We start from the raw sequence: 24,301 nt of genomic DNA, 5'->3' as shown, positions 1-24,301 counted from the left end.
GGATCATGAAATTACATGAACTGAAACAACGCCGTAACACCATCGCTACTGAAATGCGTGCCCTGCATGAGAAAATCGGGGATAACGCCTGGACGGAAGAGCAACGCACCGAATGGAACAAAGCTAAAACGGAGCTGGATACTCTCAACGAGCAAATCCAGCGCGAAGAATCGTTGCGCAGTCTGGATCAACAATTGGTGGACAACACCGAACCGGAACAGCGCAAGCAGCCGACTCACCCCGAAACGGAGCAGCAGGAGCGACGCGCAGCCGCCTTTGACAAGTTCCTGCGTCACGGTCTGGGGGAAATGACCGCCGAAGAGCGTCAGGCGCTGCGAGAGTTGCGCGCACAGGGTGTTTCCCCCGATGAAAAAGGCGGCTACACCGTCCCCACCCAGATGTTGAACAAGGTGGTTGAGGCCATGAAAGCCTACGGGGGGATCGCCAGTGTGGCGCAAATCCTCAGTACGTCTACCGGGCAAACTATCGAATGGGCGACCGCCGATGGCACGACAGAAGAAGGTGAATTGTTGGGTGAAAACACCGCAGCCAGTGAAGAAGACACCACGTTCGGTACTGATTCTCTGGGGGCGAAAAAACTGTCCTCCAAAATTATTCGGGTCTCCAATGAGCTGTTGCAGGATTCCGGTATTGATATGGAAGCCTATCTGGCGAAACGCATCGCCCAACGTATCGGGCGCGGTGAAGCCCGGTATCTGGTCAAAGGCACCGGCACGGGCAGTCCGCAACAACCCAAGGGGCTGGAAACCTCGGTGACGGGGACGGTGGATGCCGCCGCCAAATTTAGCTGGAAAGACATGAATGCCCTGAAGCACGCCCTTGACCCCGCGTACCGCAATGTCGGGACCTTCCGCTGGGCGTTCAATGACAGCACGCTGAAACTCATCACCGAGATGGAAGATGCACAGGGGCGTCCGCTGTGGTTACCTGAAATCGCGGGCGTGGTGCCGTCTACCGTGCTGGGTGTGCCGTATGTGATTGATCAAGCGATTGCGGATATGGGCGCGGGTAAGAAATTCATCTACTGCGGGGATTTTAACCGCTTTATCGTGCGCCGCGTGGCCTACATGACGTTGAAGCGGCTGGTTGAGCGTTATGCTGAGTACGATCAGACCGCCTTCCTAGCCTTCCACCGTTTTGACTGCATTCTGGAAGATACCGCTGCCATCAAGGCGCTGATCGGCAAGGGCACCGCTTCTGCGGGTTAATTCTCAGTGAGGAACTTAGGCCGCTTCATAGCGGTTTTTTTTGTGCCTGCAATCTGCAAGGGTTGCGGGTACTCAGGAGATTTTATGCCGTTACCGACATTGGAAAAACTCAGGAAACAGTGCCGGATTGATGGGGGTAATGACCTTGACGATGATTTGCTGCTGACCTATCGGGGGGCAGCAAAGAAGCGGGCAGAAAACTACCTCAACCGGACATTGTATGAAGATGAAATACCAGAAATCGATCCGGATGGCTTAATGATTTCTGATGATATTGAACTGGCGATTATGCTGACTGTGGGGTACTGGTACGAAAACCGTGAAGCCCAGTCCCTACCTACCGGATTCAAGGCACTATTAGAACCGTATCGTTTCATTCCACTCTAGGAGATTAATATGCAAGCAGGACGACTGCGTCACCGCATCACGCTACAGAATTTTACCCAGATCAAATTACCGTCAGGCCAGCGCAGGCAGGAATGGCAGGATGTGGCGACGGTTTGGGCGGAGGTCAGGCATATTAGCGGGCGGGAATTACTGGCGTCTGGCGCCAATCTGTCAGAAACCACGGTCCGTGTCTGGCTGCGTTACCGTGCCGATGTGACCAGTGCATTTCGTATGGTGTTTAGGGGACAGGTTTACGATATTCAGGCTGTCATTCCTGACCCCAAACGCACTCAGCTTGAACTGTTATGTAAACAGGGGGTGAAACCGTGAGTATTCATACGGATCTGGACTTTTCCGGCTTGCAGGCCATCGCGAAAGATTTAGAGCTGCTCAGCAAAGCCGAAAATAATCAGGTCCTGCGAAAAGCTACCTATGCAGCGGCGGGTGTTTTACGCGATGAAGCGCGGGTTAAGGCCCCCAAACGGGCAGGCAAGCTGACGCGTAATATCGTGGCGGCCAATCGGCGAACGCAAAACGGCACCGCGTCCGCGGGGGTGTATGTGCGGGGTTCAAACCCATCCGGCACCAACAGCGACACCACCATGAAGAAAAACGATCCCCGTAATGCCTATTACTGGCGTTTTCTGGAGAACGGGACATCAAAAATGGCACCGCAGCCATTTATCCGCCCGGCGTTTGATGCGAAATCGGAGGCTGCCACTGACGCCGCGATACAACGGATGAATCAGGCGATTGATGAGGTGCTGTCGAAATGACCGAGGCTGACATTTTCCCGCTGCTGGACCCGGTACTGCCGGATAAGGTTTTTCCTTACGTAGCACCGCAACGGGAGCCGCCTGTTATGCCGCCGTGGTGTGTCTTTTCGTTCTACAGCCTCGATCAGGATGTCCTGAGCGGGCAGGCGGAAAACCTCACCACCCTGCAAATTGATGTTTATGCTAACACCATTGATGAGGCGCGGGCGATACGGGATAAGGCGCGGGTCGCCCTTGCCGGACTGCACCCCACGGAACTGAGTGAAACCAACAGCTACGAGTCCGATACGGCCCTGTACCGCACCACACTGGAATGCCAGCTCTGGCAATAACCCCCACCGTTTTACCTGGCCATCCATCATGGATGGTTTTTTATTTCTGGAGAATAGCTATGTCAAGCAAATACGAAAAAACCCAGGGCACGAAAGTGAGTATTTCGGCCCATCCTGCCACTGAGGCGAATCCCGCCAATGCCGTCTGGCAGGCGATTGACTGTACCACCAAGGAGATCAGCTACACCGGCGGACAAAAGTCGGACATTGAGGTCACTACCCTGTGCTCCACGGAACAGGAAATGACGAACGGCCTTGCCGCACCGGGGGAAATTACCCTGTCCGGCAACTGGTCAGCGAATGAGGTGGGGCAAAATACCCTGCGTCATGCCTACGATACCGATGAGCTGCATGCCTTTAAGGTGGAATTTCCGACCGGGAACGGTTACGCCTTTCTCGCCGAGGTACGCCAAAACTCATGGAGTGTCGCCACCAGTGGGGTAGTGACCGCGTCATTTACCTTGCGGCTAAAAGGCAAGCCACTTCCCCTGAAACCCGTCCCGTTAACCAAAAATACCCCCCAGGGAGAATAAATTATGGCTAAAAAAATGAACCTCAGAGCACTGGCACTGGCTCCCAATGCCGGCTTTCGCAGCAAACTGATCACCGTACCGGAATGGGATGATGTGACAGTCACGTTGCGCGAACCCTCTGCGGGGGCATGGGGACTCTGGCAGGACATCATATCCCCCAAAGAGGGGGAGGAAGACGGCACCCTGTCCATTGCTGAGAAAACCCACCGTAATATCCGCGGTGATGTCGTGTTGTTTATTGATGTGCTGCGGGATAAGAACGGCGATCCCGTATTCACGAATGAAGATATCGATACCGTGGCGGGGATTTATGGACCGGTTCACAGCCGCTTGTTACAGCAGGCCCTGGAACTCATGGTCTCACAGGCGGATGCAGAAAAAAAGTCAAAGACCCCGCCACCTTCTTCATGATGACACTGGCATTGCGGCTCGGTAAGACCCTGCATGAGCTGCAACGGGAGATGAGCGCCAGTGAGCTACTGTACTGGCTGGCGTATGACACCATCAGCCCAATAGGGGATCGGCGCAGTGATATTCAGGCCGCCCAGATTGCGACCGCCGTGTACCAATCGCAAGGCGGCAAAGTCGCCCTGCCTGATATCCTGCTGCAATGGGGTGAACCCGAAGAAGACAGCGATAACGATAACTCCGGTTTGGAAGCTTTCCTGTCTAACCTGTCTTGAGTGATTTTCTATGGCAAAACTGCGTGAACTGATTATTAAAATCTCAGCCAATTCATCTTCATTTCAGGCTGAGATTGCCCGTGCCTCACGGATGGGGGCGGATTACTACCGAACAATGGAAAAGGGCGGGCGCGGGGCAGCGGCGGCCAGCCGTGACAGTCAGCAGGCGTTGCGGGAACTCAATAGCCAGCTGGCTTCGGTCAAGGCGTCAGCGGTCGGCATGACGGGCGCCTTTGCGGGGATGTTTGCTACCGGACAGCTTATCAACCTGGCGGACAGTTACGACTCATTAAATGCCCGTATCAAGCTGGCGACAACCTCAGTGGAAGATTTTACCCACGCCAAGCAGGGATTGCTGCAAATCAGCCAGTATACCGGCTCCACCTTTGAGTCCAATGCCGCTCTCTTTTCCCGTGTATCCAGTTCACTGCGTGAATATGGCTATACGACTCAGGATATCCTGTCCCTGACGGATGCGTTAGCGACCGGATTACAAGTCTCGGGGGCAACGGCGGCTGAAACTTCGTCCCTGATTGTCCAGTTATCCCAGGCACTTGGACGCGGCGTACTCAGGGGGCAGGATTTTAACTCCGTCGCGCAGTCCGGGCAGCGGATCATGAAAGCGCTGTCAGATGGGTTAGGGGTAGCACAGAAGGACCTGAAAGAACTGGCGGATGCGGGTGAGCTGACCACACCTAAGATTGTGCCCGCCCTGGTCAGTCAGCTGGCAACCTTGCGCAAAGAGTTTGATTCGATGCCGAACAGCGTGAGTGCGGCGTCAACACGGGTGACGAACGCCTTTCAACAGTGGGTCGGCGAAACCAACCGGACCACCTCGGTCACCGCCACCTTATCCGGGGTACTGGATGGGGTCGCGAAAAATATTGATACCGTTGCCGTGGCAGGCGGGGCACTGGTCGCTGTCGGCGCAGCCCGTTTCTTCGGCAATATGGCTTCTGGGGCTGTGACGGCGACAGGCAACATTTGGAAAACCTACCGCGCGGAAGTGAATTTGGCGAATGAGCAGGTCAGGGGAACCCAGATATCGACTGCCAGAGCACGGGCTGCGGTCTATCGGGCACAGCAGGCATTAGCAGCCGCAAAAGGCACCGACAGGCAAACGCAGGCGGAAGAGCGCCTGTCCCGAACGCAGGCAACTCTGTCGCGTAATATTGATGCCCGGACAGCAGCACAGGACAGGCTGAATAAAGTCACCTCACTGGGAACGCGTGTGATGGGCGGTGCGCTGGGACTGATTGGCGGGCCTTTTGGTGCCGCGATGCTGGCAGGCGCTGCTATCTATTACCTTCACCAGAGTCAGGAGCAGGCCAAGCAATCCGCCCTGGAATTGGGGAAAAATACCGATCTGTTGATTGAATCTTTAAAGACCATGAATTCGCTGGAGGTTAAAAAGCGAATTTTTGACACCCAAGACCAAATAACCGATCAGAACAAAGCCGTAGAGGCGCAAAAAAAGTTAGTCGAAACCCGAAAAATGGATATGGAGCGGGCGCGGATTGTGGCTGAAAAAGGGGTAAAAACCCTGTATTCCGCCTCACCGACTGAGCAGCTCACGGAGGCTATCCGGGTTTATAACAACGAATTGAACAACCTCGCTATTATGCAGGAGGGGTTAAATAGCAAACAAAAAGAACTCAATATGTTACAGGCCAGCCAGTCAGGTCTGTTGCGTGATAATTATGTGGAAATGCTCAGAACGAGCGATATTTTGCCGATGCTGACGCTGGCAGGCTCGGATTTTAATAAGGTGTTAGCTGCGGGTAACCGCTTGCTTGAAGAACGTCAGCAATATGCTCGGGTTCCCTTTGCGCTGCCTCAAGCCCCACTGGACGATAAGCAACAGGATTTTTTGAAGAGATCGGCCCGCGACCTTGAACTGTCAACGTTGCAGGGTGAGGCCAGAATCCGAAAGCAGGCGGAATTTGCCGCCGCCGATCAGGGGCTAAATAAGCCACAGCATCATGATAATTATCAAAAATATATCAATAATGCGATAGCCATCTATCAAAATGGTGAAAAAGCCAAAGCGGCGCAGGCGGCGGCATCAAAAGCGGCCAGTGATGCAGCAAGGGCGGCAAGGGAGGCTGCCAGCGCACAGGAAAGCTACCGAAACAAAGTCGCTGATTTAAATCGGGAAATTCAGATAGAGCAGGTGCGTATGAAAGAGGGGGAAGTTGCCGCTTCGCTCTTTGCCGCCTCAATGGAAATCAGCGCAAAATACACCGGAAAGCAGCGTGAGGAGCTGATTGAACTCAGTCAGGCCAGTATTCTGGCAAAACAACGCACCCAAGATTTGCAGGATGCTATCGCCGCCGATCCCTATCGACAGGCTCTTCATGCTCGCCAGGACGCCGAAGATCAGTTGCAGCGCCAGATGGCGGCCAACGCCATTCAAAGTACCGAAGAGGTTGAGCGTCGTAAGCAGGCTATCGCGGTCAAATACCTGAGCAGTGTCGCGGAGGCCAATCAGCGTTATGCGGTATCCCCCACAGCGGAACTGGCAGGCAATGTTGATCCCCTGCAAGACCTGCAAAACCAGCTGGCAAAACGCAAAGCGCTGATTCAGACCTATGCGACGGAGGAAATCATCACCGAGCAGCGCAAAAATGCACTGCTGATTGCCGCCGATAATGACACTAATCAACGTCGCTATGAAGCCGCCATGCAACTGTATTCCGCTCAGGGACAGATGCAGAAAATGACCATCGACTTATTCAATGTCACCCGGGAGCGTATGACCAACACGTTAACGGGGATGTTAACGGGCACTCAGACATTTAAAGAAGGGATGACCAGTTTGTTTGCTTCCCTGACGCAAAGCATTATCCAGAACCTGATGGACATGGCCGCGCAGGCCATTCTGACCAATACCGTCTTAAAGGGGATGATGGGAATGGGCGGTGCAATGGCAGGCGTGGGAAGTGCTGCGGCGGGAACAGCAGCCAATACGGGAGCGATGGGGTTATCTACTAATTGGCGTGATTTTATCCCTAACGCGAAAGGGGGTGTCTATCAGTCGGCAAACCTGAGTCAGTACAGCGGGCAGATTGTCAGCAGTCCGACTCTGTTTGCGTTTGCTAAAGGCGCAGGGCTAATGGGTGAGGCAGGTCCCGAGGCAATTATGCCGCTTAAGCGTAGTGCGGATGGCTCGCTCGGTGTGCGGGCCGTTTTCCCCACAGGGAATCGGGGAGGCGGTGCACCGAATATTCAGGTTTATATCACAGATTCCGGTGGCAGAAGCCAGATCGCCAATGGGGCCGATGCGGCATTTGGTGAGCGTTTGGCGCGGGCCTTTACCCAGGTCTATCAAGCTGAGCGGGATAAAGATTTGCGTCCGGGCGGGGCAATCTGGAATATAGCGAAGGGGGGAAGATGATTAAGACTTTTACTTGGTATCCTCGAGTAAATCCCACTGAGGACATCACCTACAAGACGCGCAAGGTCAGATTTGGTGATGGTTACGAGCAAGTGTCTGGTGATGGTATTAATTCACGCAGCCAGAAATGGACGCTCGAATTTGTCGGTAAGGAATCTTATATCGTCGCTATCCGTCAGTTTATTGATAGCCACGGTGGAATAAAGGCTTTTCAATGGAAACCTCCACTTGAGCCACTCGGTCTGTATCGATGCGATGAGCATAAATTAACACCGATTGGTGGGGGGAATTACACTCTTTCTCTTGTATTCATTCAGGCATTTAAACCATGATCACATCTGATTATCAAAAATTAGAACCGGGCAATGCTGTCCGGCTTTTTGAAGTAGACGGGACTGCGTTCGGCATGCCGGACGTACTTCGCTTTCACGCTTACAACATCCCACACACTGAGGCGGAAATACAGATTGCAGGTGGTGACGAGAGTAAGTTACCTGCCAAATCAATCTGGTGGCAAGGTGCTGAATATATCGCATGGCCCGTACAGATAAAAGGACTCGAAGCATCGACAACTGGTTCCGGTGCGCAACCGAAGTTATTAGTCGCCAATCTTGACGGATCTATCACTGCATTGTGTATCGCATATGACGATATGCTGAAAGCGAAAGTTACAATACATGACACTCTGGCACATTATCTTGATGCCCGAAATTTTCCTGATGGAAATCGGACTGCGGACTCTACGCAGGAACGCCTATCTGTTTTCTATATTGACAGTAAAAGCTCAGAAACCAATAAAGCTGTTGAATTTGAACTTGCAAGTCCAATGGATTTACAGGGCGTGATGATACCCACGCGGCAATTGCATTCGATGTGTACGTGGTGCATTCGTGGAAAGTATAAATCGGGTGATGGTTGTGATTATGCAGGGCAAAACGGCTATTTCGATAAGCATGGCAACCCTGTTGATGACCCAGCACAAGACCAGTGTAGTGGTATGCTAAAAACAGGATGCTTCCCACGATTCGGGAGAAATAACCCTATCCCATTTGGTGGCTTTTCTGGTACGTCACTATTGAGGCGATAGCGATGCGTAAAAAAATACAGGATGCTATCTTTGCGCATGCTGAACGTGAATACCCCCGCGAGTGCTGCGGGGTAATCGTCCAAAAATCCCGCGTCGTGAAGTATTTTCCCTGCCACAATATCGCCCTCGAACCAACTGAACATTTTGTTTTATCACCTGAGGACTACGCAGGGGCGGAAGATTGGGGAACCGTGATTGGTATCGTTCACAGTCATCCTGATGCAACCACGCAGCCCTCCGAACTGGATAAAGCACAGTGCGACGCGTTGGGTGTCCCCTGGCATATTGTGAGTTGGCCGGAAGGTGATTTCAGGACAATACAGCCACGGGGTGAGCTGCCATTGATCGGTAGACCGTTTGTCCTTGGCTTCACGGACTGTTACGGCCTGATTATGGATTACTACAAACAAGAGCATGGTATCGAGTTACCGGATTACCGCGTGAATTATCTATGGTGGGAACAAGGTGAAAATCGCTACATTGAGAACTGGCAAAGTGCCGGATTTGTTCAAGTCGATATCCCCCAGTTTGGTGATGTGATCATTATGCAGGTGCAGGCTAATGTGGCTAATCATGCAGGTATTCTGCTTGATGGTAATATGTTACTCCATCACCTTTACGGGCATTTAAGTCAGCGCACACCGTATGGTGGTTACTGGCGCGACCGCACAGTTATGATACTGAGACATAAAAATTTCATGACAAATTAAGAACCGGCAGCTACCTTTGTTTTTATTTTGAAGGGGGTATCGTAATGAAAAAGTTACTTTTCATCGTATTTTCATTTATATCTGTAGGTTGCACAACAACTTCTCTAGAATCCCAAGACCCTATCTATGCTGGTGAAACTACGAAGAGTGCTGAGCAGGTTAATAAGTGTTTAGCCCCAAAATGGATTGAGTTACGAGCATCTAGCAATTCAATACCAACTGGAACAGGGTATAAATTAGTATCTTCTGACGATATCTTTGGAGCACTTTCTGTCGCTGTGATAAATGAAAAAGGTGGAGGCGGTTCAACTGTGAAAGTCTATGCTGCATCTAAAGGTACAAATGACCCATGGGGAAATGCTGCTCGTCAGTGCATGTGATAAAAATTTAATAATAATTAACCCGCCTCGGCGGGTTTTTTAATGGGGTTTTTATGCAAAAAGAAATTCTTGCAACAATAGAGTTGGGTGGAGTTTTGGGGAAAACATTCGGTAAAACCCATCAAAGACTAATCAGCACAACAGGTGAATCCATAAGAGCGCTTTGTTGTACATTGGATGGTTTTGAACAATATCTAAATTCAAGCAAATCCCGAGGTCTGACTTATGCTGTTTTTCGTGGAAAGAAAAACATTGGTGTTGATGATATGGGATTTCCAGTAACCAATGAGGTGATTCGTATCGTTCCGGTAGTCATTGGTAGTAAAAAGGCTGGGATGTTACAGACAATTTTTGGTGCCGTTTTGGTTGTTGTTGGCGCTGTTGTTGGGTTTTATACCAGTTGGACTGGCGTTGGTGGCGCAATAGGTAGCGGGATGGTAAAAATGGGGACGGCAATGATGCTTGGCGGCGTAATCCAAATGCTATCCCCACAGCCCGGAGGTCTTGCAATGAAAGATCAGGGCGAAAACAAACCTTCATACGCTTTTGGCTCACCAACAAACACCGTTTCACAAGGTTATCCAGTTCCGATTGGATACGGTAAACGCCGCATCGGTGGCGCGATCATTTCTGCTGGCGTCTACGTCGAAGACCAGCAATAATTCTTTTCTGTAGGTAATCCAATGAATAAAATCACAGGCCAAAAAGGCGGCGGCGGAAGCTCTCGCACCCCCATTGAGCAACCTGACGATCTCCAGTCCACAGCAAAAGCGAAACTTCTATTGGCGCTGGGTGAAGGCGAATTTGCGGGCGAACTAAACGGCACTAACATCTTTCTTGATGGCACGCCGCTGTTAAATCCCGATGGTTCCAAAAATTTTAGCGGTGTTTCGTGGGAATTCCGCGCAGGGACACAGGCGCAAACGTATATTCAGGGTATGCCGAGTGCTGAAAATGAAATCAATGTCGGCACGGCTGTTTCAAGTAACACGGCATGGGTTCACACATTCACTAACTCACAATTATCGGCTATCCGGGTTCGCTTAAAATTTCCATCACTTTTCAGGCAAGAGGACAATGGCGATCTGGTTGGTAATGAAGTGAAATACGCGATTGATTTACAAACCGATGGTGGGAGCTGGAAAACTGTTGTTGATAGTGCCGTAAAAGGGAAAACAACATCGGGTTATGAGCGCACTCATCGTATTGATTTGCCTCAATCAGCAACATTATGGACGCTGCGAGTGCGAAAAATTACAGTAGATGCAAACAGCGCCAAAATCGGTGATACAGTTGTATTACAAAGCTATACGGAAGTTATCGACGCTAAATTCACATACCCACATACCGCGTTGCTATATATTGAGTTTGATGCAAAACAGTTTAACGGTTCTACGCCGCAAATCTCGTGTGAACCCAAGATGCGTATTATCCGCGTGCCCGATAATTATGATCCGGAAAGTCGCACGTACTCCGGTGTATGGTCAGGGCAATTTAAATGGGCGTGGACAAACAATCCTGCTTGGGTTTTTTACGATATCGTCATTTCTGATCGTTTCGGCCTTGGTGACCGCATCAAAATTCAGAACATCGACAAATGGGAGCTTTATCGCGTTGCTCAGTATTGCGATCAGCCTGTTCCTGATGGGAAAGGGGGGAGTGGTACAGAGCCACGCTATGTGTGTGACGTCTATGTTCAGGACCGTAACGAAGCATACACGGTGTTACGTGATTTTGCGGCCATCTTCAGGGGAATGACTTACTGGGGTGGAAACCAGATAATCACACTTGCAGATATGCCTCGCGATATTGATTACAGCTATACCCGTGCCAATGTCATTGATGGAGAATTCGCGTACTCGGGTAGTAGCAGTAAAACACGTTACTCATCTGCGCTTGTCTCTTATTCAGATCCAGCCAACGGCTACGCCGATGCCATGGAGCCTGTATTTGAATCCGAGTTAGTCGAGCGTTTCGGTTTTAATCAATTGGAAGTAACCGCGATAGGCTGCACCCGTCAATCCGAAGCGAATCGGAAAGGTCGCTGGGGAATACTGACAAACAACAAAGACCGAATTGTTACATTTTCTGTGGGATTAGACGGAAATATCCCACAACCAGGCTATGTCATCGCTGTTGCTGATGAAATGTTATCTGGGAAAGTCACCGGTGGCCGCGTGAGTGCTGTCGATGGTCGCAGTATCACACTTGATCGTAAACCCGATGCCGCCCCAGGCGACCAGCTGATGCTAAATTTACCGTCCGGTAAATCACAGGTCAGAACAATCCAAATGGTGACTGATAGCATTGTCACAGTGACGACAGCCTACAGTGAAACGCCAGAGCCTGAATGCGTGTGGGTTGTTGAATCCGATGAGTTATATACACAACAGTACCGCGTTGTCAGCGTGACTGAAAATGACGATGGCACATTTACAATTTCAGCAGCGATGCATGATCCAAACAAATATGACCGGATTGATACCGGCGCTGTGCTCGATGAGCGGCCAATCAGCGTCATTCCACCCGGCAACCAGTTTCCGCCGAAAGAGATAATTATTGACTCTTATTCTGTGGTTCATCAAGGTATTAGTGTTGAAACAATGCGTGTGCAGTGGCAGCCCGCAGATAACGCGATTGCATACGAAGCGCAATGGAGGCGTGACAACGGAAACTGGATCAGTGTGCCGCGCAGCTCAACAACGTCGTTTGAAGTGCCAAACATTTACGCCGGTCGCTATCAGGCACGTGTCAGGGCAATTAATGCCGCTGAGATATCCAGTATCTGGGCGAATGCACCGGAAACCCATCTGAAAGGGAAAGAGGGCAACCCGCCGACACCGTTAGGCTTCAGAACAACGCCGATTATCTTCGGTATTCAGCTCGATTGGGGCTTTGCCGCCCAGACTGACGACACGCTGAAAACGGAAATCCAGTACAGCCGGACTAATGACGGTGAGGGATTGATGTTATTGGCCGACATTCCCTACCCACAACGCACGCATACTATGCAGGGGCTGGCGGCAGGGGTGGCATTTTGGTTTCGTGCCCGTCTGGTGGATAAATCCGGCAATCAATCCCCGTGGACAGCGTTTGTCAGGGGTGAGTCGTCCGATGATGCCAGCTGGATTATTGATGCAGCCGGTGACCAGTTCTTTTCCGCTCAGGCCGGAAAACGCCTGCAATCCGACATGAATTGGAGCAATGAAACCGCCCTTATTCTCGCCGACGCCCAGCAGCAACTATCCCGAGAGCTGATGGTGCGCGATGGGGAGAATAAAGCGCAGATTAGCGAATTGTGGCAGGTCAGGGCGACGGACAATGAGGCGTGGGCGCAGAAACTCACGGAATTGCGTACCAATATCGGGAACACTGACGACAGCGTCAACCGGATTGCAGCGGATGTAATAGACAACAAGCAGGCAGTATCCAATACACAGAAAGCCGTGGCTGAATCAACACAGCAGTTTCAGGCGCAGTTCAGGGAACAGCAGGCCATCATCCGCGAGAAAGCGACAGCCGTCTTTGATATCGACGGTAACGGTTATGCTATTAAAGATATCGGGGCAGGAGTGAACTACAGGGGACAATATTATGGCGCGGGAATGGTCATTGGGGCTGAGGTAAAAAATGGCAGGGTCGAAACGCATTTCGGCGTCCGGGCAAATCAGCTTACCGTGGTGAATCCGACCAATGGGAAGATGGAACCGGTATTTGTAATTAAGAATGGTCAGGTGTTTATCAGGGATACGTTCATAGAAGACGGTAGTATCACGAATGCCAAAATTGGCAACTTCATTCAATCCAGAAATTATGTTGCAGGTCGGACAGGGTGGAAAATTGATAAATCTGGTTTTGCTGAATTTGGTCACATCAAGGCGCGGGGAGAGATTAACGCGACGTCAGGCTCCCTGAGAAATGTCACCATCGAAGAGGACTGCGAAATAAAAGGGACGTTGTCAGTGAATAATATCGTTGGCGACATTGTGAAGGTTTACACAATGAACCCGGGAAATTTAACCATCCCCCCGTCACCGTTCGACCGCGTTATTGTTATCCCTGCATTGCAAATTACAGCAAGCTCCAGCAAACAGGCGTGGGTAGCGCTAAATGGAAATACAATATGCCGGGCGAGGACATATGCAATTTCTACAGGTGGACTCAGAACAGAATATGTCCCATCGATCATCACGGGTTATGGAACATTACCAAAAAATGTACAAGGTGAAATTACATATTATCAGGAAGGCGCCTCGTTCATGATAACTATTCTGGCTTTCAAAGCGTAAGCACTCTACGATTAACAGGAACACACTATGCTCTATAAACAAGGCACGATTTCCACCGTGTCCGGCTCGGCTATTGTCCGCGGCACGGGCACCAAATTTATCTCGAACATTAACGGCGTTGCCCCTGGGCAGATTATATTAATCCAGTCCGGCAACGGTAATTTAATCCACATGATACAGGCGGTGAACTCGGATACCGAACTGGTACTGGCTGATAATGTTGCTGTCACCCTGAATAATGTGAAATACCAGATTCAGGTGACCGTTCCTGATTCCGCCTCCGATGCCGTCCGGCATATTGTGGCCAACACCACCTACATCACTCAATTTCTCCAGAACATGGACAAATGGATGTCACAGAATGGCGTGGTTGATGTGACCTTACCGAATGGACAGACCGTGTCATTGCAGTCGATACGGGCATTGCAGGCGGCGGTGGAGGGGAAGCTGGATAAATCCAAGAATGGGGCGGATATTCTGGATAAATCGGCGTTTATGAATAATCTGGGGTTAGGTTCAGCAGCAACGAAAAATATTGTCAGCGGCCCTCTCTTTAATGGCAGTCAACCTGTCGCAGTGCAGTCACACGTTGATTTCAGAAGCATTGTGAGCTGGGCGATACCGGATAACTACCCCTTGGGTATCAGTGCTGGTATTGCAACAGGAAAACAAGTCGACAAACCCCAATACGGTTATGTCAGCTTATTGAATATCAGAGGTTGGCCTGATAAATCCGGCGTAACCGCATGCTCTCGGTGGTTTATTACACCAGACGGCAATGCAGGTATTAGCTATGCGTATTATTATAGCCAGGGTGATACACATTATTATGGTAATGTTGACCTGTGGGGAACCAGGAATACAACGGTAGATAATAACGGTTTTCTGAAAAAAGCCTCCCCCATCATCCAAATCCACCCCGATGGCAAGTTCACCACCAACGACGAATCCGAAGGTGCTACCGTCACTAAACTCGGCATCGGTCATTATCAAATATCTGGTGTGCTGGGCTATAACGCTGACGGGGCATGGGGTGTTCACGGCGGCATCTCGTCGCCTAAGAACAATAACGGACTGGAACTCATCTATATTGATGACCAGGTGCAAAAGGACGGTTGCATCACCATCAAGACATTCCACCGTCAGCACACGCATTTACCTAAGCAGTTCCAGAACTGGCGGATAAAAGCCCTCGTGGACGGTGAAAAGGTTTACTACGCTGAGGGTGAGCCGTGTGATATTCCCGAAGGTTGTCGGTTAGACGTCCGTGTCCAGATGCCGGAAGATTCAGTGTGGAACCAGAAACAGGTATTGGTGGTTCAGATCCTTGGGGAAATTGTGGAAAAGCCCTCGCGGGGAGGGCTGATTGAGATTAAGTTGGTAGGTAACAATAAGATTGAGGTGCAGTGATTCGCTTTCCTAATTGTTCATTAAGCTCATCTAATGAAATTGGACAATCGTACTTCTGTACGCAGCCTATCTGTATTGCGAATGCTTTATTTCTTCTTTTAAAATATTCATCAAAAAAAATTTTACTTATACCTGAGTTCTGCTTTGTTATGCGCCATAAAGATGATGGAGTATCTTCCAAAATATGTTCGATATTAAATTCACCAACAACTTTACCTACAGGCTTGGTTGCATAAATTACGACTGATTTGACAGATGAGTTTTTGAATATTCCTTTCCTGAATTCATATTTCTTAGTGCCTTCTAGTATTTTCTCAACAAATTCAGGCTTTATCGATAATAATATTTTCATCTGTTTCACTTAAGGTTAGTATTCTACGAAATTGTTCATCGGTTAATCTTAGTATACCCCACCGATCTTTAGGGTCAAGCCCTACATTTTCAATGAGTGAGGCTCTATTTAATCTTTTGGGCAATGCTAAGTTATAAGTAAACGTTATTATAAATGGATATTTCTTATGTCTGTAGAATGCTTGCAACTGTTTTTTTGTAAATACGGAATATTTTATACAGTAATCAATAAAAGCATCTTCAGATGAGAAATCAGCGATATTTTGTACATTTTCAACAACGCAAATTGATGAAACTACTGAATTATAATAGGCTGCCGATCTTCCATCTGACGTCCTATAAATTACTAAAATATCATAAGGTTTTAAGGATAGTGTAGCTTTCATTCCACATATGTATACTTTCCTAATACTATTTGTATGTGATATATCTTTTAATATATCTGGTGACTCCGTTATTAAGCGGGAATCAGGAAAAAGGTTAGTATGGAACTCTGGATATATAGCTAACAAAAATTTATTTTGTTTATCTGTATTTAGAATAAATGGGTAATCTGAAAGTATACTCCCAGTCAGGGCGGGATTCCACTTTGTATTTAATTCAATCAAAGATAAGCTGACTACGGAATTCTGCTGACCACGTTGCTCTTCGACGTTTAGCCACTTGACTATCTTTTATACTGGTATTTTGTTTAATCACATTGAGTGCTATACGATTAAAAAGCGCCATTTGTGCCGCACCATCAGGATCTTTAAGCGAAATAGCATCTTCCCTAAAGGTGACATCCAAAACCCAATGCAGTTCATTTTCCACCGACCAGTGTCTTCTTATTGCTGTGGCCGCCAGTTCCGCATCTAAAGGCAATGAACTGACATACCAGCGTGAGTCACGATGGGGGGCTTGGCCTTTCACTTTGCGTTCACTGACTACTTCTATAACCGATTGTATTGAAGGCCATTTTTCCTGAAGCCCTTCGGGTAATGCCACAGGAATTTGCATAACGTGACGGAGTTCTTCTCGCCCATGACCTCTACTTTTCTCTGTAAATTCAACAAGCTCATGACTTTCATAATGCGCAGCAAAATGGGATTTAACAAACTCAGCCAGACTTTTCTGATTACCTTTAACGGCAACAATAAAGTCGCCCCCCCGCTGAGTAATTAACTCAAGCGTTTCTTTCTGGCAATGCAGCGCATCCATCGTGACGATCGCATCATCAAGCGCCAATAATTCAATCAGTTGTCTTGCAACCGGACCTTCTTTGCCTTTACTTTCGGCTGTCCGATGATACAGGGCAACACCGGAGTCCACATCATAAGCACTGACTATATGCAGGGCTTCAAACAGAGTCCCTTTACACGTCCCTTTCATCGTTTTTCCATCAATAGCGATAAGGCTTTTTCCTGCTTTGAGCCGGCGTTGATTTACCCAGCTATAAAAGGCTTCAACCAGGGCATCTTGTTCTATCATTTTGATAATATTGGCAATACAGTGACGACGAGGAATACCATGAGTAAAGCGCGTATATTTTTTAAGCCACTCGATTTGTATCTCACCAAATTCTTGAATCGATTTCCAACCTGATGCACCACATAACACGGCTGCAAAAGCCAAAAAAATCACATCCATCAATTCATGTTTTTTATTGATGTCAGAACGTGGGTCATCTATCTTGCTGATAAAATAAAAAATACTCATTGTTATGATCGCTATTTTTATGGAATAGCGTGATCTTAGCGTTTTAATGGGAGAAATAGCTATAGAAAGTCATATTCTGGTCTTTATTTAACCTCAATAACCTTGCTAAAAATGTGAGATCTCGCCCTGCATTCCCAGTTGAATACGTGTCTTTCATACATTTAAATAAAACAATTTCTTTTCCATTTTTTGTTTCTTTTATCGCACATTCATTAAAACCATATAATTTAAATAATCTTATTAAGTAGTTGTGTTTATCAAAAGCCGTAACATAAATATCATCAACTCTATATGAGAGTGCGTTATCAAATATTTTTTTCAAGAAACGCTGACCGCGTAGCGTTCCCTTTGGATTAAATTTGAATGTTCCGATTTTTAAATGTTTCCTGAAGATATTGGAGGAGTAACATCATCTATAATTCCATTTTCTATTTTTAAATACATAAAGCCATCGATTTTTTCATTTTCATTGAATAAAACGTAAGCTTGCTCAGAGGGGTTACTTGATTTCTTGTCAAACCATGCAACAAATCCATGTTCATAATCAGATTTTAAAGATGAAAAAAAATCATCATTAATATTAATTTCACTAAAAGGTAAATATTTTAAATTATCCATAATTCCTCTCTACCATTAGCGCGCTACTATAACCATACTAAACAACTCTCACCAATCCGTTGATCGGAAATCCCTTAAACTGTGATCTGTACATCTAGTTACATAATTTATTGTTTTTATTATTTATTATTACAATCTTATACCTCCCCACTTGTCCCACTCCCCACACAATCCCCATCAATTCATTCAACCCTCCCCATTCGTTAATATATTCAGGCTGTCCAGCAATTAATAATTAAACAAGGAAATAGTATGTCTGACGTTATTAAGCCCGAATGTGAATGTCCATTCGATCCAAAACAATATCAGTGTGATTGCTTTATTGCCCCAGTAGGTTCTTTCTCTTGGGCGTTGATTCAATTAAAACTCCGCAAACGTGTTACCCGTTCTGTCTGGGGTGACAAAGGAATGTATCTGGCGATTACACCACGTGTGAGTAACTTAATCGTAGAAGAAGGCAGTGCTTACGCGGTTGATGGTGTAGCGGTTGGGACTCAGTACGATTATCTGACTCACATCGATCTGCGCAATGAACACGGTAACTTCGTACCGTGGCAACCGACACAGGAAGATATGATGGCGTGCGATTGGGAGTTTGTGGAAGAGAAGGAAGAGGAGCCAGTGAAGCCAGAGCCGAAGCCGGAACCTATTCCAGAGCCAACACCTGAACCTACTCCAGAGACTCCGAAGTATAATTTAGTTTTTGATATAACCCGTCAACCGGGTGGCAATATGCTCAATACAGAGGTTAAGGAAGCCTTAGACGTTATTGAAAATGATACTACCAAGCGTGGGCCTCTTCCTTTAGTCTGGTCTTACTTAAGTTATAATGATTTAAATCTTCATTTTACCAACGAAAGTAAGGATAAAGAGTGGTTTGAAGATCTGGGTAATAATGCTTTGATAATTAGTATAAATGACAAAGAATATAATCTCGGAAAAGCAAGTGTAATAAGGCCTGACTCCAATAAGGTGGCTTATCGATACGAGAATAGTGAATCAGAGAAAGTGGTTGAACTATTAAAACAAGAAGGAAAAACATACCGTTTCCATTGTAAGTGGTATAATTAATCTTTTCAAGGCCGCGCATTGCGTGGCCTTCCCCTAGCCCCTTGATATTCCTAATCTCTGTCTCTGTGCCAGAAATAAATAAAATCAACGACTTAGATAAAGGCGGGATTTCTCACCTTTTAACCCGTTACTCACCGATTGCTTTATTCGTGACGCGTCACGATAAATAAAGACCATTGATTCTTCCGTTTCAAACGGAGGTGTGAAAGTTCCTTTAGATTAAGAAACCCTCAATCTTAGAGGTTACCCTCTTTAAGAGGGTAAGTTAGCTGACCCAAAATTATTGGGTTGCCTTATCACGATAGAACTAAACCTCTTTAAGAGGTGCAGTTCGGGCAATAAAGTTCGTCGAGCAAAATCTGAGCGTAACTATTAGTTACTCGCAACCGTGGTGGAAATCACCATAGTTGAATGACTCAGATTGGAGCCATCTATGGCAACCGTTGGAATTTCCTATATCCTCAGCACTTAATTTTCACCCTCAAGCCGCTCAACGTTTTCGGCATAAACCGACAGCATTGAACGCAGTTTTGCCGGATTGCTTAACAGTTCCGCTTCTGTCGTGATATTGTCGCGACGAGTGAAGTAGAACTTGGTCAGGTCGTCGAAGTAATTCCAAGCCTGGTCAGTTTCCAGCATCTTGGAGTGATTCGCGGCGCCGCGTTCTGTCCAGAGGGTCAGTGAGCGAGTTTTTGAAGAAATTTGCGCGTCGCTAAAAGATACGCGCAAATCATTCAGCTCTTCTCCTTCAATTTGAAAGTAGTGTTTTCCCTCAGCAAACCGGGACTTGTTACGGTTGAAGTTCTGACGAATGCGATCAACGGTTGTACCGTAACCTGCCGCCATCTGTTCAGTAGTCACAACACGCTGACCGCGATATTCTACGATCTCACTGAGACAACATTAAATTCAAGATTAAATCATTATTTATCAATTGGTTATTATTTGTTTGCAGAGTAAAAAGCAAAACTGAGACAACATAAAATAGGGTAAGTTGTCTCAATTTTTAGAGATTAGTCATTATAAAACAACATGTTAAATAAATTGAGACAACCGAGACAACTGAGACAACACTTTTTTATTAATGTATATATTCAGGGAAAATAAAATTATGGTTATACATGGAAATGAGTTTGGTGTTCTTGGCACAAAAATGTGAGTTATGACTGACGACGAAATTCGTCGTAACCAGTGATAAGAATTTCTGTGTGGCGGCGGTCGAGCAAAAACTCAGAGATATAGCCGCGGTTATCAATAACGGCAATTAAGCCATCAACTACACTAACATGCTGATTTTTATGATGGTTGAAATTCCAACCATCTTCAAAGTGTGACACTCCACCTTGGGTATGGTGATTTCCACCATACCTTTTGCTTATGTACATGCGGGATTATCCCGTATTGTAACTCAGGGACTAACTGTCAGCCTGATAGCAGAGCAAAGCCCGAATTCGGGCTTAGATGATAACTCATTGATAAATATCCAGACGCCAGATTTGGCGTTTGGTCATAGTTTAGGCTCCCCAATTATTTTGGGTTGCCTGCCTCATTGCATGGAGCAAGAACTGCCCCTCTTTAAGAGGTTCAGTTTGAGTACCGAAAATATCGGTATGCAAAATCCAATGTCCGATAATCGGACTTTGTGCGTAACTATTAGTTACTCGCAAATGACGTTGTGCATAAATAATATTTACTCACAATTTGAGCGTCAGTGATACTGACTCACAAATTTGCACAACTCTTTAAGAGGTGCGCAAAAGAGTGAGATAGGGCAATGTATTACCCTCCATTGGATTATCACAATGAAGGTAGGCTTGAGTTTAAGCCGTCCAGCACAAGGTTACTAAATGTAACTGAGTACGTATTACGTTCGTAGTGGTTTAACTTATTGATTATTATAATGATTGAAAAAACCAACCATATACAGGCGGTGGAAAATGGCACGAAGACAAAAGAAGAACGCACAATCGACAGCTGCCAGAGTCACAGGCAAGATCACCGTGACACTATCGGTGATGTTATTGCACAAAAGGCCAGACGATTACAGTCGCGGGAAGGCTTCTTACTGGCAGGGCTATCAGTTGGCTGCTTCCTCAATCGCTCCATAGGTTCCGACGAAATTCGTCGTCACCCTTCACAAGGTTGGGACGTAAAAAGTACTGACCTCGTTTTATTGAGTGTGGAAATACCAGATCACGGACTAAAAACACATCAGCTATACAATTAAGCTGGTGAGATGCCTTAGTATAATGTAAGTTGTATAGAAATTTGTATAGGACTAAAAATAGAATTTAATTAATTATTTAATATCATTATGTTAAGTATTATGTATTGCTCCCTCCTCCAAAACAATAAACCCAAGTCTCCTAATATCTCCTAACGTCTCCTGAAAGCGACATGAAATTGTGTATAGTTTTGTGTATAGTTTTTCCTATACATATCTTCCTATACACATGGGTGAAATGATGAAGCTAACAGACGTGGCAATTAAGAGAGCCAAGCCAGAAGCAAAGTCTTATACGCTATCTGACGGAAATGGGCTTTGGTTGTTGATAGAACCAATGGATTTAGAGGTTGGCGATTCCGTTATCGTTTTGACGGTAAACAGAAGATGATTTCTTTAGGTACTTACCCTGAGGTATCTTTAGCGGAAGCAAGGAAGAGAACCGCAGAGTGCCGCTCTATGATTGCTGATGGCGTTAATCCTTCTGAAGATAGAAAGCAGAAGAAGCGAGAAAGCGCTATCATGTCTGAAAATACTTTTGAAAAAATTACTCTTGAATGGTACGAAAAACGCAAAGATAGGTGGTCGGCAGGGTATCGCGCTGACATGATGAGTGCTTTTGAAAATGACGTCTTTCCTTATATTGGCAATAGACCAATAGCAGATATAAAGCCCTTGGAATTACTGGATGTTCTTTCGAGAATGGAAAAACGTGGGGCGACTGAGAAGTTAAAAAAAGTCCGTCAACGTTGTGGCGAAGTTTGGAAATACGCAATTATCACCGGTCGAGCTGAGTATAATCCAGCCCCCGATCTTGCCAGTGCTTTTATTCCCCACAAAAGAGAGCACTACCCTCACCTTGATGTTGATGAGTTACCCGAATTCCTAAAATCCATTGATAAGCACATGGGCAGTCAGGTTGTTAGACATGCACTGAGAATTTTAATTATTACCGGATTGCGCCCTGGTGAATTAAGAAAATTAGAGTGGAGTGAAGTTGATTTAGAAAAGAAGGTTATTCAAATCCCTGCGGAAAGAATGAAGATGCGTAGGCCGCACAGCGTACCTTTGTCAGATCAGGTGGTGACTTTGTTTCAGCAATTAATCCCAATTAGTGGTGAATACCAATATGTATTCCCTAGTCGAACTGATTATAAAAAACCTCTCAGTGAAATGGCTATGAATACCATGATGATGAAGCGTATGGGGTATGGCGGTAGAGCTACGGGGCATGGAATAGCCTGTGAATTTAAGTGGTATCACATTAATTAACGACGACTCGCTGAGATTTATCAAAACGTTACCGGACAACTGCATCGACTTAATCGCTACTGACCCGCCGTACTTTCGCGTGAAAGACTGTCGCTGGGATAACCAGTGGCACGATGTGACGGCTTACCTTGCATGGCTGGATGAACTCCTGGCCGAGTTCTGGCGGGTACTGAAACCCAACGGCAGCTTGTATATGTTCTGCGGTTCCCGTCTGGCTTCAGATACGGAACTCCTCGTTCGTGAACGATTCAATGTGTTGAACCATATCATTTGGGCGAAACCGTCTGGCCCGTGGCGCAGGCAGAACAAAGAAAGTTTAAGAGCCTACTTTCCGGCAACCGAGCGGATCATCTTTGCTGAACATTACCAAGGGCCTTATCACCCGAAAGGGGACGGTTATTCCCGTCAGTGCCGCGAACTGAAACAGTCAGTGTTTAAGCCGCTGGTGGATTATTTTCGTGATGCCCGGAAAGTATTAGGTGTCACGGCGAAAGAAATTAATACCGCAACCGGTAAGCAGATGGCCAGTCATTGGTTCAGCGACAGCCAATGGCAATTACCCACTGAAACAGATTACCAAAAGTTACAGGCACTGTTTGAGCGTATCGCTAACGAGAAGCATCAACGGGGCGAACTGAACACTCCTTATCCTGAGCTGGTGGAATCCCACTTAACCCTGTCGCGTCAATATGACGAATTGCGGCAGGAATATGGCTTAATGCGCCGTTCGTTTACTGTTACCGCCGCCGTACCTTATACCGACGTCTGGCAATTTGCGCCGGTGCAATATTATCCGGGCAAACATCCCTGCGAAAAACCTGCTGATCTAATGACGCATATTATCCAGTCCAGTAGCCGGGAGGGGGAGCTGGTGGCGGATTTCTTTATGGGTTCTGGTGCAACCCTGAAAGCAGCGTTAAAACTCAATCGTCGCGTACTAGGTGTGGAGCTGGAAGAAGCGCGGTTTCAGCAGACGGAACAAGAGATTAACGATCAGTTGTCAACATAATTTTTGGTCACGTATTCAATTTGTTGTTTCTCATGTATACTCCTCACTTTTTCAGGAAATCAGATGGCAACGGTAGAAGTGAAATGTCGATTTTGTCAACAAACCGAATCGGTAAGAAAACATGGCACGGGTCAAGGTGAACGTCAGCGTTATCGTTGCCTGTCTTGTCGCCGTACTTTTCAGCTTGAATATGCTTATCGTGCTTGCCGGACGGGCATAAAAGAACAAGTTGTGGATCTTGCCATGAATAATGCCGGTATCCGTGACACTGCACGGGCACTACATATCAGTATTAATGCTGTCGTTCGCACTTTAAAAAATTGTCCCCACGATGTGTAACCACATTACCGCTGGAACAGGTGGAAATTGAGCTCATCTGTGAAGTCGATGAGATGTGGTCATTTGTTGGGAATAAAAAGCAACAACGTTGGTTATGGTATGCTTGGGAGCCTCGTCTGAAGCGTATTATTGCCCATACTTTCGGCCGACGAAGCAAAAAGACGTTGAAGAAACTGCTCAAAAAATTATCGCATTTTAACGTCGCTTTTTGGTGTACCGATAAATTCAAGGCTTACACCTTGTTGCCCACGGATAAACACCTCATCGGAAAAAGTTTTACGCAGCGTATTGAACGTGAAAACCTCACCCTTAGAAACCGAATTAAGCGGCTGAATCGTAAAACATTAGGCTATTCAAAATCACCGGAAATGCATGACAAAGTCATCGGGACTTTTATCGAAAGAGAATATTATATTTAAGACCAATCAACATTTTGAATACGTGACCGGATAATTGTCAACATGACATTACTTGCCTGAACTGAACGAAAGAACGTGGCGGCGGTA

25 protein-coding genes and 2 pseudogenes are annotated in these 24,301 nt (G+C 46.9%); 21 read left to right on the top strand and 6 right to left on the bottom strand.

The features are described from left to right. The first annotated feature begins 5 nt into the window (after positions 1-5). From ACSJJG_RS11585 to ACSJJG_RS11510, 16 genes are all read left to right on the top strand, one after another. Positions 6-1,229, top strand: a complete 1,224-nt coding sequence (locus ACSJJG_RS11585) for a phage major capsid protein (protein ID WP_189760958.1) — start codon at positions 6-8, stop codon at positions 1,227-1,229. A gap of 84 nt (positions 1,230-1,313) precedes the next feature. Continuing rightward, positions 1,314-1,616, top strand: a complete 303-nt coding sequence (locus ACSJJG_RS11580; RefSeq protein ID WP_189760959.1) for a head-tail connector protein — start codon at positions 1,314-1,316, stop codon at positions 1,614-1,616. A 9-nt stretch (positions 1,617-1,625) separates the two neighbouring features. Beyond that, positions 1,626-1,946 (top strand): phage head closure protein, encoded by a 321-nt coding sequence (locus ACSJJG_RS11575; RefSeq protein ID WP_189760960.1) that lies wholly within the window; start codon positions 1,626-1,628, stop codon positions 1,944-1,946. Beyond that, entirely contained in the window at positions 1,943-2,392 is a 450-nt protein-coding gene (locus ACSJJG_RS11570; protein ID WP_282885617.1) for an HK97-gp10 family putative phage morphogenesis protein, read from the top strand. The genes ACSJJG_RS11575 and ACSJJG_RS11570 overlap by 4 nt, the downstream gene beginning before the upstream one ends. Further along, positions 2,389-2,724 carry a tail completion protein gp17 gene (gene gp17 / locus ACSJJG_RS11565; RefSeq protein ID WP_189760961.1) on the top strand — a complete coding sequence of 112 codons (336 nt, stop codon included), beginning with the start codon at positions 2,389-2,391 and terminating at the stop codon, positions 2,722-2,724. The genes ACSJJG_RS11570 and gp17 overlap by 4 nt, the downstream gene beginning before the upstream one ends. Positions 2,725-2,783: 59 nt before the next feature. Further along, positions 2,784-3,257: a phage tail tube protein gene (locus ACSJJG_RS11560; protein WP_189760962.1), complete on the top strand. Its 474-nt coding sequence runs from the start codon at positions 2,784-2,786 to the stop codon at positions 3,255-3,257. A gap of 3 nt (positions 3,258-3,260) precedes the next feature. Continuing rightward, positions 3,261-3,668, top strand: coding sequence for a phage tail assembly chaperone (locus ACSJJG_RS11555; protein ID WP_189760963.1), 408 nt, complete (start codon positions 3,261-3,263; stop codon positions 3,666-3,668). Next, positions 3,668-3,940 (top strand): phage tail assembly protein T, encoded by a 273-nt coding sequence (locus ACSJJG_RS11550; protein WP_189760966.1) that lies wholly within the window; start codon positions 3,668-3,670, stop codon positions 3,938-3,940. Before ACSJJG_RS11555 ends, ACSJJG_RS11550 begins: the two co-directional genes overlap by 1 nt. 10 nt (positions 3,941-3,950) lie before the next feature. After that, entirely contained in the window at positions 3,951-7,337 is a 3,387-nt protein-coding gene (locus tag ACSJJG_RS11545; protein WP_282892753.1) for a tape measure protein, read from the top strand. Next, entirely contained in the window at positions 7,334-7,669 is a 336-nt protein-coding gene (locus tag ACSJJG_RS11540) for a phage tail protein (RefSeq protein ID WP_189761101.1), read from the top strand. Before ACSJJG_RS11545 ends, ACSJJG_RS11540 begins: the two co-directional genes overlap by 4 nt. Further along, positions 7,666-8,424 (top strand): phage minor tail protein L, encoded by a 759-nt coding sequence (locus tag ACSJJG_RS11535; protein WP_189761100.1) that lies wholly within the window; start codon positions 7,666-7,668, stop codon positions 8,422-8,424. The genes ACSJJG_RS11540 and ACSJJG_RS11535 overlap by 4 nt, the downstream gene beginning before the upstream one ends. Before the next feature lie 2 nt (positions 8,425-8,426). Continuing rightward, positions 8,427-9,134, top strand: coding sequence for a C40 family peptidase (locus ACSJJG_RS11530; RefSeq protein WP_189761099.1), 708 nt, complete (start codon positions 8,427-8,429; stop codon positions 9,132-9,134). A 44-nt stretch (positions 9,135-9,178) separates the two neighbouring features. Further along, positions 9,179-9,514, top strand: a complete 336-nt coding sequence (locus ACSJJG_RS11525) for a hypothetical protein (RefSeq protein WP_189761098.1) — start codon at positions 9,179-9,181, stop codon at positions 9,512-9,514. A 53-nt stretch (positions 9,515-9,567) separates the two neighbouring features. Beyond that, a complete protein-coding gene (locus ACSJJG_RS11520) occupies positions 9,568-10,176 on the top strand; it encodes a tail assembly protein (protein ID WP_189761097.1) in 609 nt (202 codons plus the stop codon). A 21-nt stretch (positions 10,177-10,197) separates the two neighbouring features. Then, complete coding sequence (locus ACSJJG_RS11515; protein ID WP_193836419.1) at positions 10,198-13,803, top strand: TipJ family phage tail tip protein; 3,606 nt, start codon at positions 10,198-10,200, stop codon at positions 13,801-13,803. A gap of 27 nt (positions 13,804-13,830) precedes the next feature. Then, positions 13,831-15,213: a phage tail fiber protein gene (locus ACSJJG_RS11510; RefSeq protein ID WP_481089442.1), complete on the top strand. Its 1,383-nt coding sequence runs from the start codon at positions 13,831-13,833 to the stop codon at positions 15,211-15,213. On the opposite strand, the gene ACSJJG_RS11505 is transcribed toward ACSJJG_RS11510, so the two are convergent. The 4 genes from ACSJJG_RS11505 to ACSJJG_RS11490 form a co-directional block, all read right to left on the bottom strand. Further along, positions 15,176-15,565, bottom strand: coding sequence for an ASCH domain-containing protein (locus ACSJJG_RS11505; protein ID WP_481089441.1), 390 nt, complete (start codon positions 15,563-15,565; stop codon positions 15,176-15,178). The two genes, ACSJJG_RS11510 and ACSJJG_RS11505, sit on opposite strands and share 38 nt — an antisense overlap. Further along, positions 15,537-16,172, bottom strand: coding sequence for a hypothetical protein (locus ACSJJG_RS11500; protein ID WP_481089440.1), 636 nt, complete (start codon positions 16,170-16,172; stop codon positions 15,537-15,539). The genes ACSJJG_RS11505 and ACSJJG_RS11500 overlap by 29 nt, the downstream gene beginning before the upstream one ends. Beyond that, on the bottom strand, positions 16,165-17,262 hold the full coding sequence (locus tag ACSJJG_RS11495; protein WP_189761399.1) for an ISAs1 family transposase: 1,098 nt from the start codon (positions 17,260-17,262) through the stop codon (positions 16,165-16,167). Before ACSJJG_RS11495 ends, ACSJJG_RS11500 begins: the two co-directional genes overlap by 8 nt. Before the next feature lie 375 nt (positions 17,263-17,637). Next, entirely contained in the window at positions 17,638-17,880 is a 243-nt protein-coding gene (locus tag ACSJJG_RS11490; RefSeq protein ID WP_481089439.1) for a hypothetical protein, read from the bottom strand. A gap of 252 nt (positions 17,881-18,132) precedes the next feature. Between ACSJJG_RS11490 and ACSJJG_RS11485 the strand changes: the two genes are divergently transcribed. Then, the gene (locus tag ACSJJG_RS11485; protein WP_282885620.1) at positions 18,133-18,951 is read left to right on the top strand and encodes a DUF2829 domain-containing protein; all 819 of its coding nucleotides are present in this window, start codon (positions 18,133-18,135) and stop codon (positions 18,949-18,951) included. A gap of 552 nt (positions 18,952-19,503) precedes the next feature. Here ACSJJG_RS11485 and ACSJJG_RS11480 read toward each other — a convergent pair. Together ACSJJG_RS11480 and ACSJJG_RS11475 are read right to left on the bottom strand one after the other, a co-directional pair. Then, positions 19,504-19,839: pseudogene (locus ACSJJG_RS11480) on the bottom strand (ORF6N domain-containing protein); the annotation flags it as partial. 272 nt (positions 19,840-20,111) lie between these two features. Next, a complete protein-coding gene (locus ACSJJG_RS11475; RefSeq protein ID WP_189761221.1) occupies positions 20,112-20,336 on the bottom strand; it encodes a hypothetical protein in 225 nt (74 codons plus the stop codon). A 503-nt stretch (positions 20,337-20,839) separates the two neighbouring features. On the opposite strand from ACSJJG_RS11475, the gene ACSJJG_RS11470 reads away from it, so the two are divergent. The 4 genes and pseudogenes from ACSJJG_RS11470 (at position 20,840) to ACSJJG_RS11455 (ending at position 24,214) form a co-directional block, all read left to right on the top strand. Beyond that, complete coding sequence (locus tag ACSJJG_RS11470; protein WP_189761220.1) at positions 20,840-21,178, top strand: hypothetical protein; 339 nt, start codon at positions 20,840-20,842, stop codon at positions 21,176-21,178. A gap of 238 nt (positions 21,179-21,416) precedes the next feature. Next, positions 21,417-22,411 (top strand): annotated as a pseudogene (locus ACSJJG_RS11465) (tyrosine-type recombinase/integrase); the annotation flags it as partial. Between the two features lie 7 nt (positions 22,412-22,418). Further along, positions 22,419-23,456: a DNA-methyltransferase gene (locus ACSJJG_RS11460; protein WP_481089438.1), complete on the top strand. Its 1,038-nt coding sequence runs from the start codon at positions 22,419-22,421 to the stop codon at positions 23,454-23,456. A gap of 63 nt (positions 23,457-23,519) precedes the next feature. Continuing rightward, positions 23,520-24,214, top strand: a protein-coding gene (locus ACSJJG_RS11455) for an IS1 family transposase (protein WP_189761441.1) whose coding sequence is annotated in 2 segments (ribosomal slippage) — positions 23,520-23,769 and positions 23,769-24,214 — 696 coding nt in all. Because the reading frame shifts where the segments join, the coding sequence is not laid out codon by codon here. Positions 24,215-24,301: the final 87 nt, after the last annotated feature.

Source organism: Xenorhabdus sp. SGI 60, assembly GCF_056632175.1.
This window is presented reverse-complemented; position numbering and strand designations above follow the sequence as displayed.

What these genes read in the sequence shown, in the direction of transcription:
- ACSJJG_RS11510 (WP_481089442.1), top strand. Translation starts at nt 13,831, where the DNA reads ATGCTCTATAAACAAGGCACGATTTCCACCGTGTCCGGCTCGGCTATT.
- gp17 (WP_189760961.1), top strand. Translation starts at nt 2,389, where the DNA reads ATGACCGAGGCTGACATTTTCCCGCTGCTGGACCCGGTACTGCCGGAT.
- ACSJJG_RS11485 (WP_282885620.1), top strand. Translation starts at nt 18,133, where the DNA reads ATGTCTGACGTTATTAAGCCCGAATGTGAATGTCCATTCGATCCAAAA.
- ACSJJG_RS11515 (WP_193836419.1), top strand. Translation starts at nt 10,198, where the DNA reads ATGAATAAAATCACAGGCCAAAAAGGCGGCGGCGGAAGCTCTCGCACC.
- ACSJJG_RS11560 (WP_189760962.1), top strand. Translation starts at nt 2,784, where the DNA reads ATGTCAAGCAAATACGAAAAAACCCAGGGCACGAAAGTGAGTATTTCG.
- ACSJJG_RS11520 (WP_189761097.1), top strand. Translation starts at nt 9,568, where the DNA reads ATGCAAAAAGAAATTCTTGCAACAATAGAGTTGGGTGGAGTTTTGGGG.
- ACSJJG_RS11580 (WP_189760959.1), top strand. Translation starts at nt 1,314, where the DNA reads ATGCCGTTACCGACATTGGAAAAACTCAGGAAACAGTGCCGGATTGAT.
- ACSJJG_RS11555 (WP_189760963.1), top strand. Translation starts at nt 3,261, where the DNA reads ATGGCTAAAAAAATGAACCTCAGAGCACTGGCACTGGCTCCCAATGCC.
- ACSJJG_RS11585 (WP_189760958.1), top strand. Translation starts at nt 6, where the DNA reads ATGAAATTACATGAACTGAAACAACGCCGTAACACCATCGCTACTGAA.
- ACSJJG_RS11490 (WP_481089439.1), bottom strand. Translation starts at nt 17,880, where the DNA reads ATGGATAATTTAAAATATTTACCTTTTAGTGAAATTAATATTAATGAT.
- ACSJJG_RS11505 (WP_481089441.1), bottom strand. Translation starts at nt 15,565, where the DNA reads ATGAAAATATTATTATCGATAAAGCCTGAATTTGTTGAGAAAATACTA.
- ACSJJG_RS11475 (WP_189761221.1), bottom strand. Translation starts at nt 20,336, where the DNA reads ATGTACATAAGCAAAAGGTATGGTGGAAATCACCATACCCAAGGTGGA.
- ACSJJG_RS11545 (WP_282892753.1), top strand. Translation starts at nt 3,951, where the DNA reads ATGGCAAAACTGCGTGAACTGATTATTAAAATCTCAGCCAATTCATCT.
- ACSJJG_RS11540 (WP_189761101.1), top strand. Translation starts at nt 7,334, where the DNA reads ATGATTAAGACTTTTACTTGGTATCCTCGAGTAAATCCCACTGAGGAC.
- ACSJJG_RS11525 (WP_189761098.1), top strand. Translation starts at nt 9,179, where the DNA reads ATGAAAAAGTTACTTTTCATCGTATTTTCATTTATATCTGTAGGTTGC.
- ACSJJG_RS11550 (WP_189760966.1), top strand. Translation starts at nt 3,668, where the DNA reads ATGACACTGGCATTGCGGCTCGGTAAGACCCTGCATGAGCTGCAACGG.
- ACSJJG_RS11535 (WP_189761100.1), top strand. Translation starts at nt 7,666, where the DNA reads ATGATCACATCTGATTATCAAAAATTAGAACCGGGCAATGCTGTCCGG.
- ACSJJG_RS11530 (WP_189761099.1), top strand. Translation starts at nt 8,427, where the DNA reads ATGCGTAAAAAAATACAGGATGCTATCTTTGCGCATGCTGAACGTGAA.
- ACSJJG_RS11575 (WP_189760960.1), top strand. Translation starts at nt 1,626, where the DNA reads ATGCAAGCAGGACGACTGCGTCACCGCATCACGCTACAGAATTTTACC.
- ACSJJG_RS11495 (WP_189761399.1), bottom strand. Translation starts at nt 17,262, where the DNA reads ATGAGTATTTTTTATTTTATCAGCAAGATAGATGACCCACGTTCTGAC.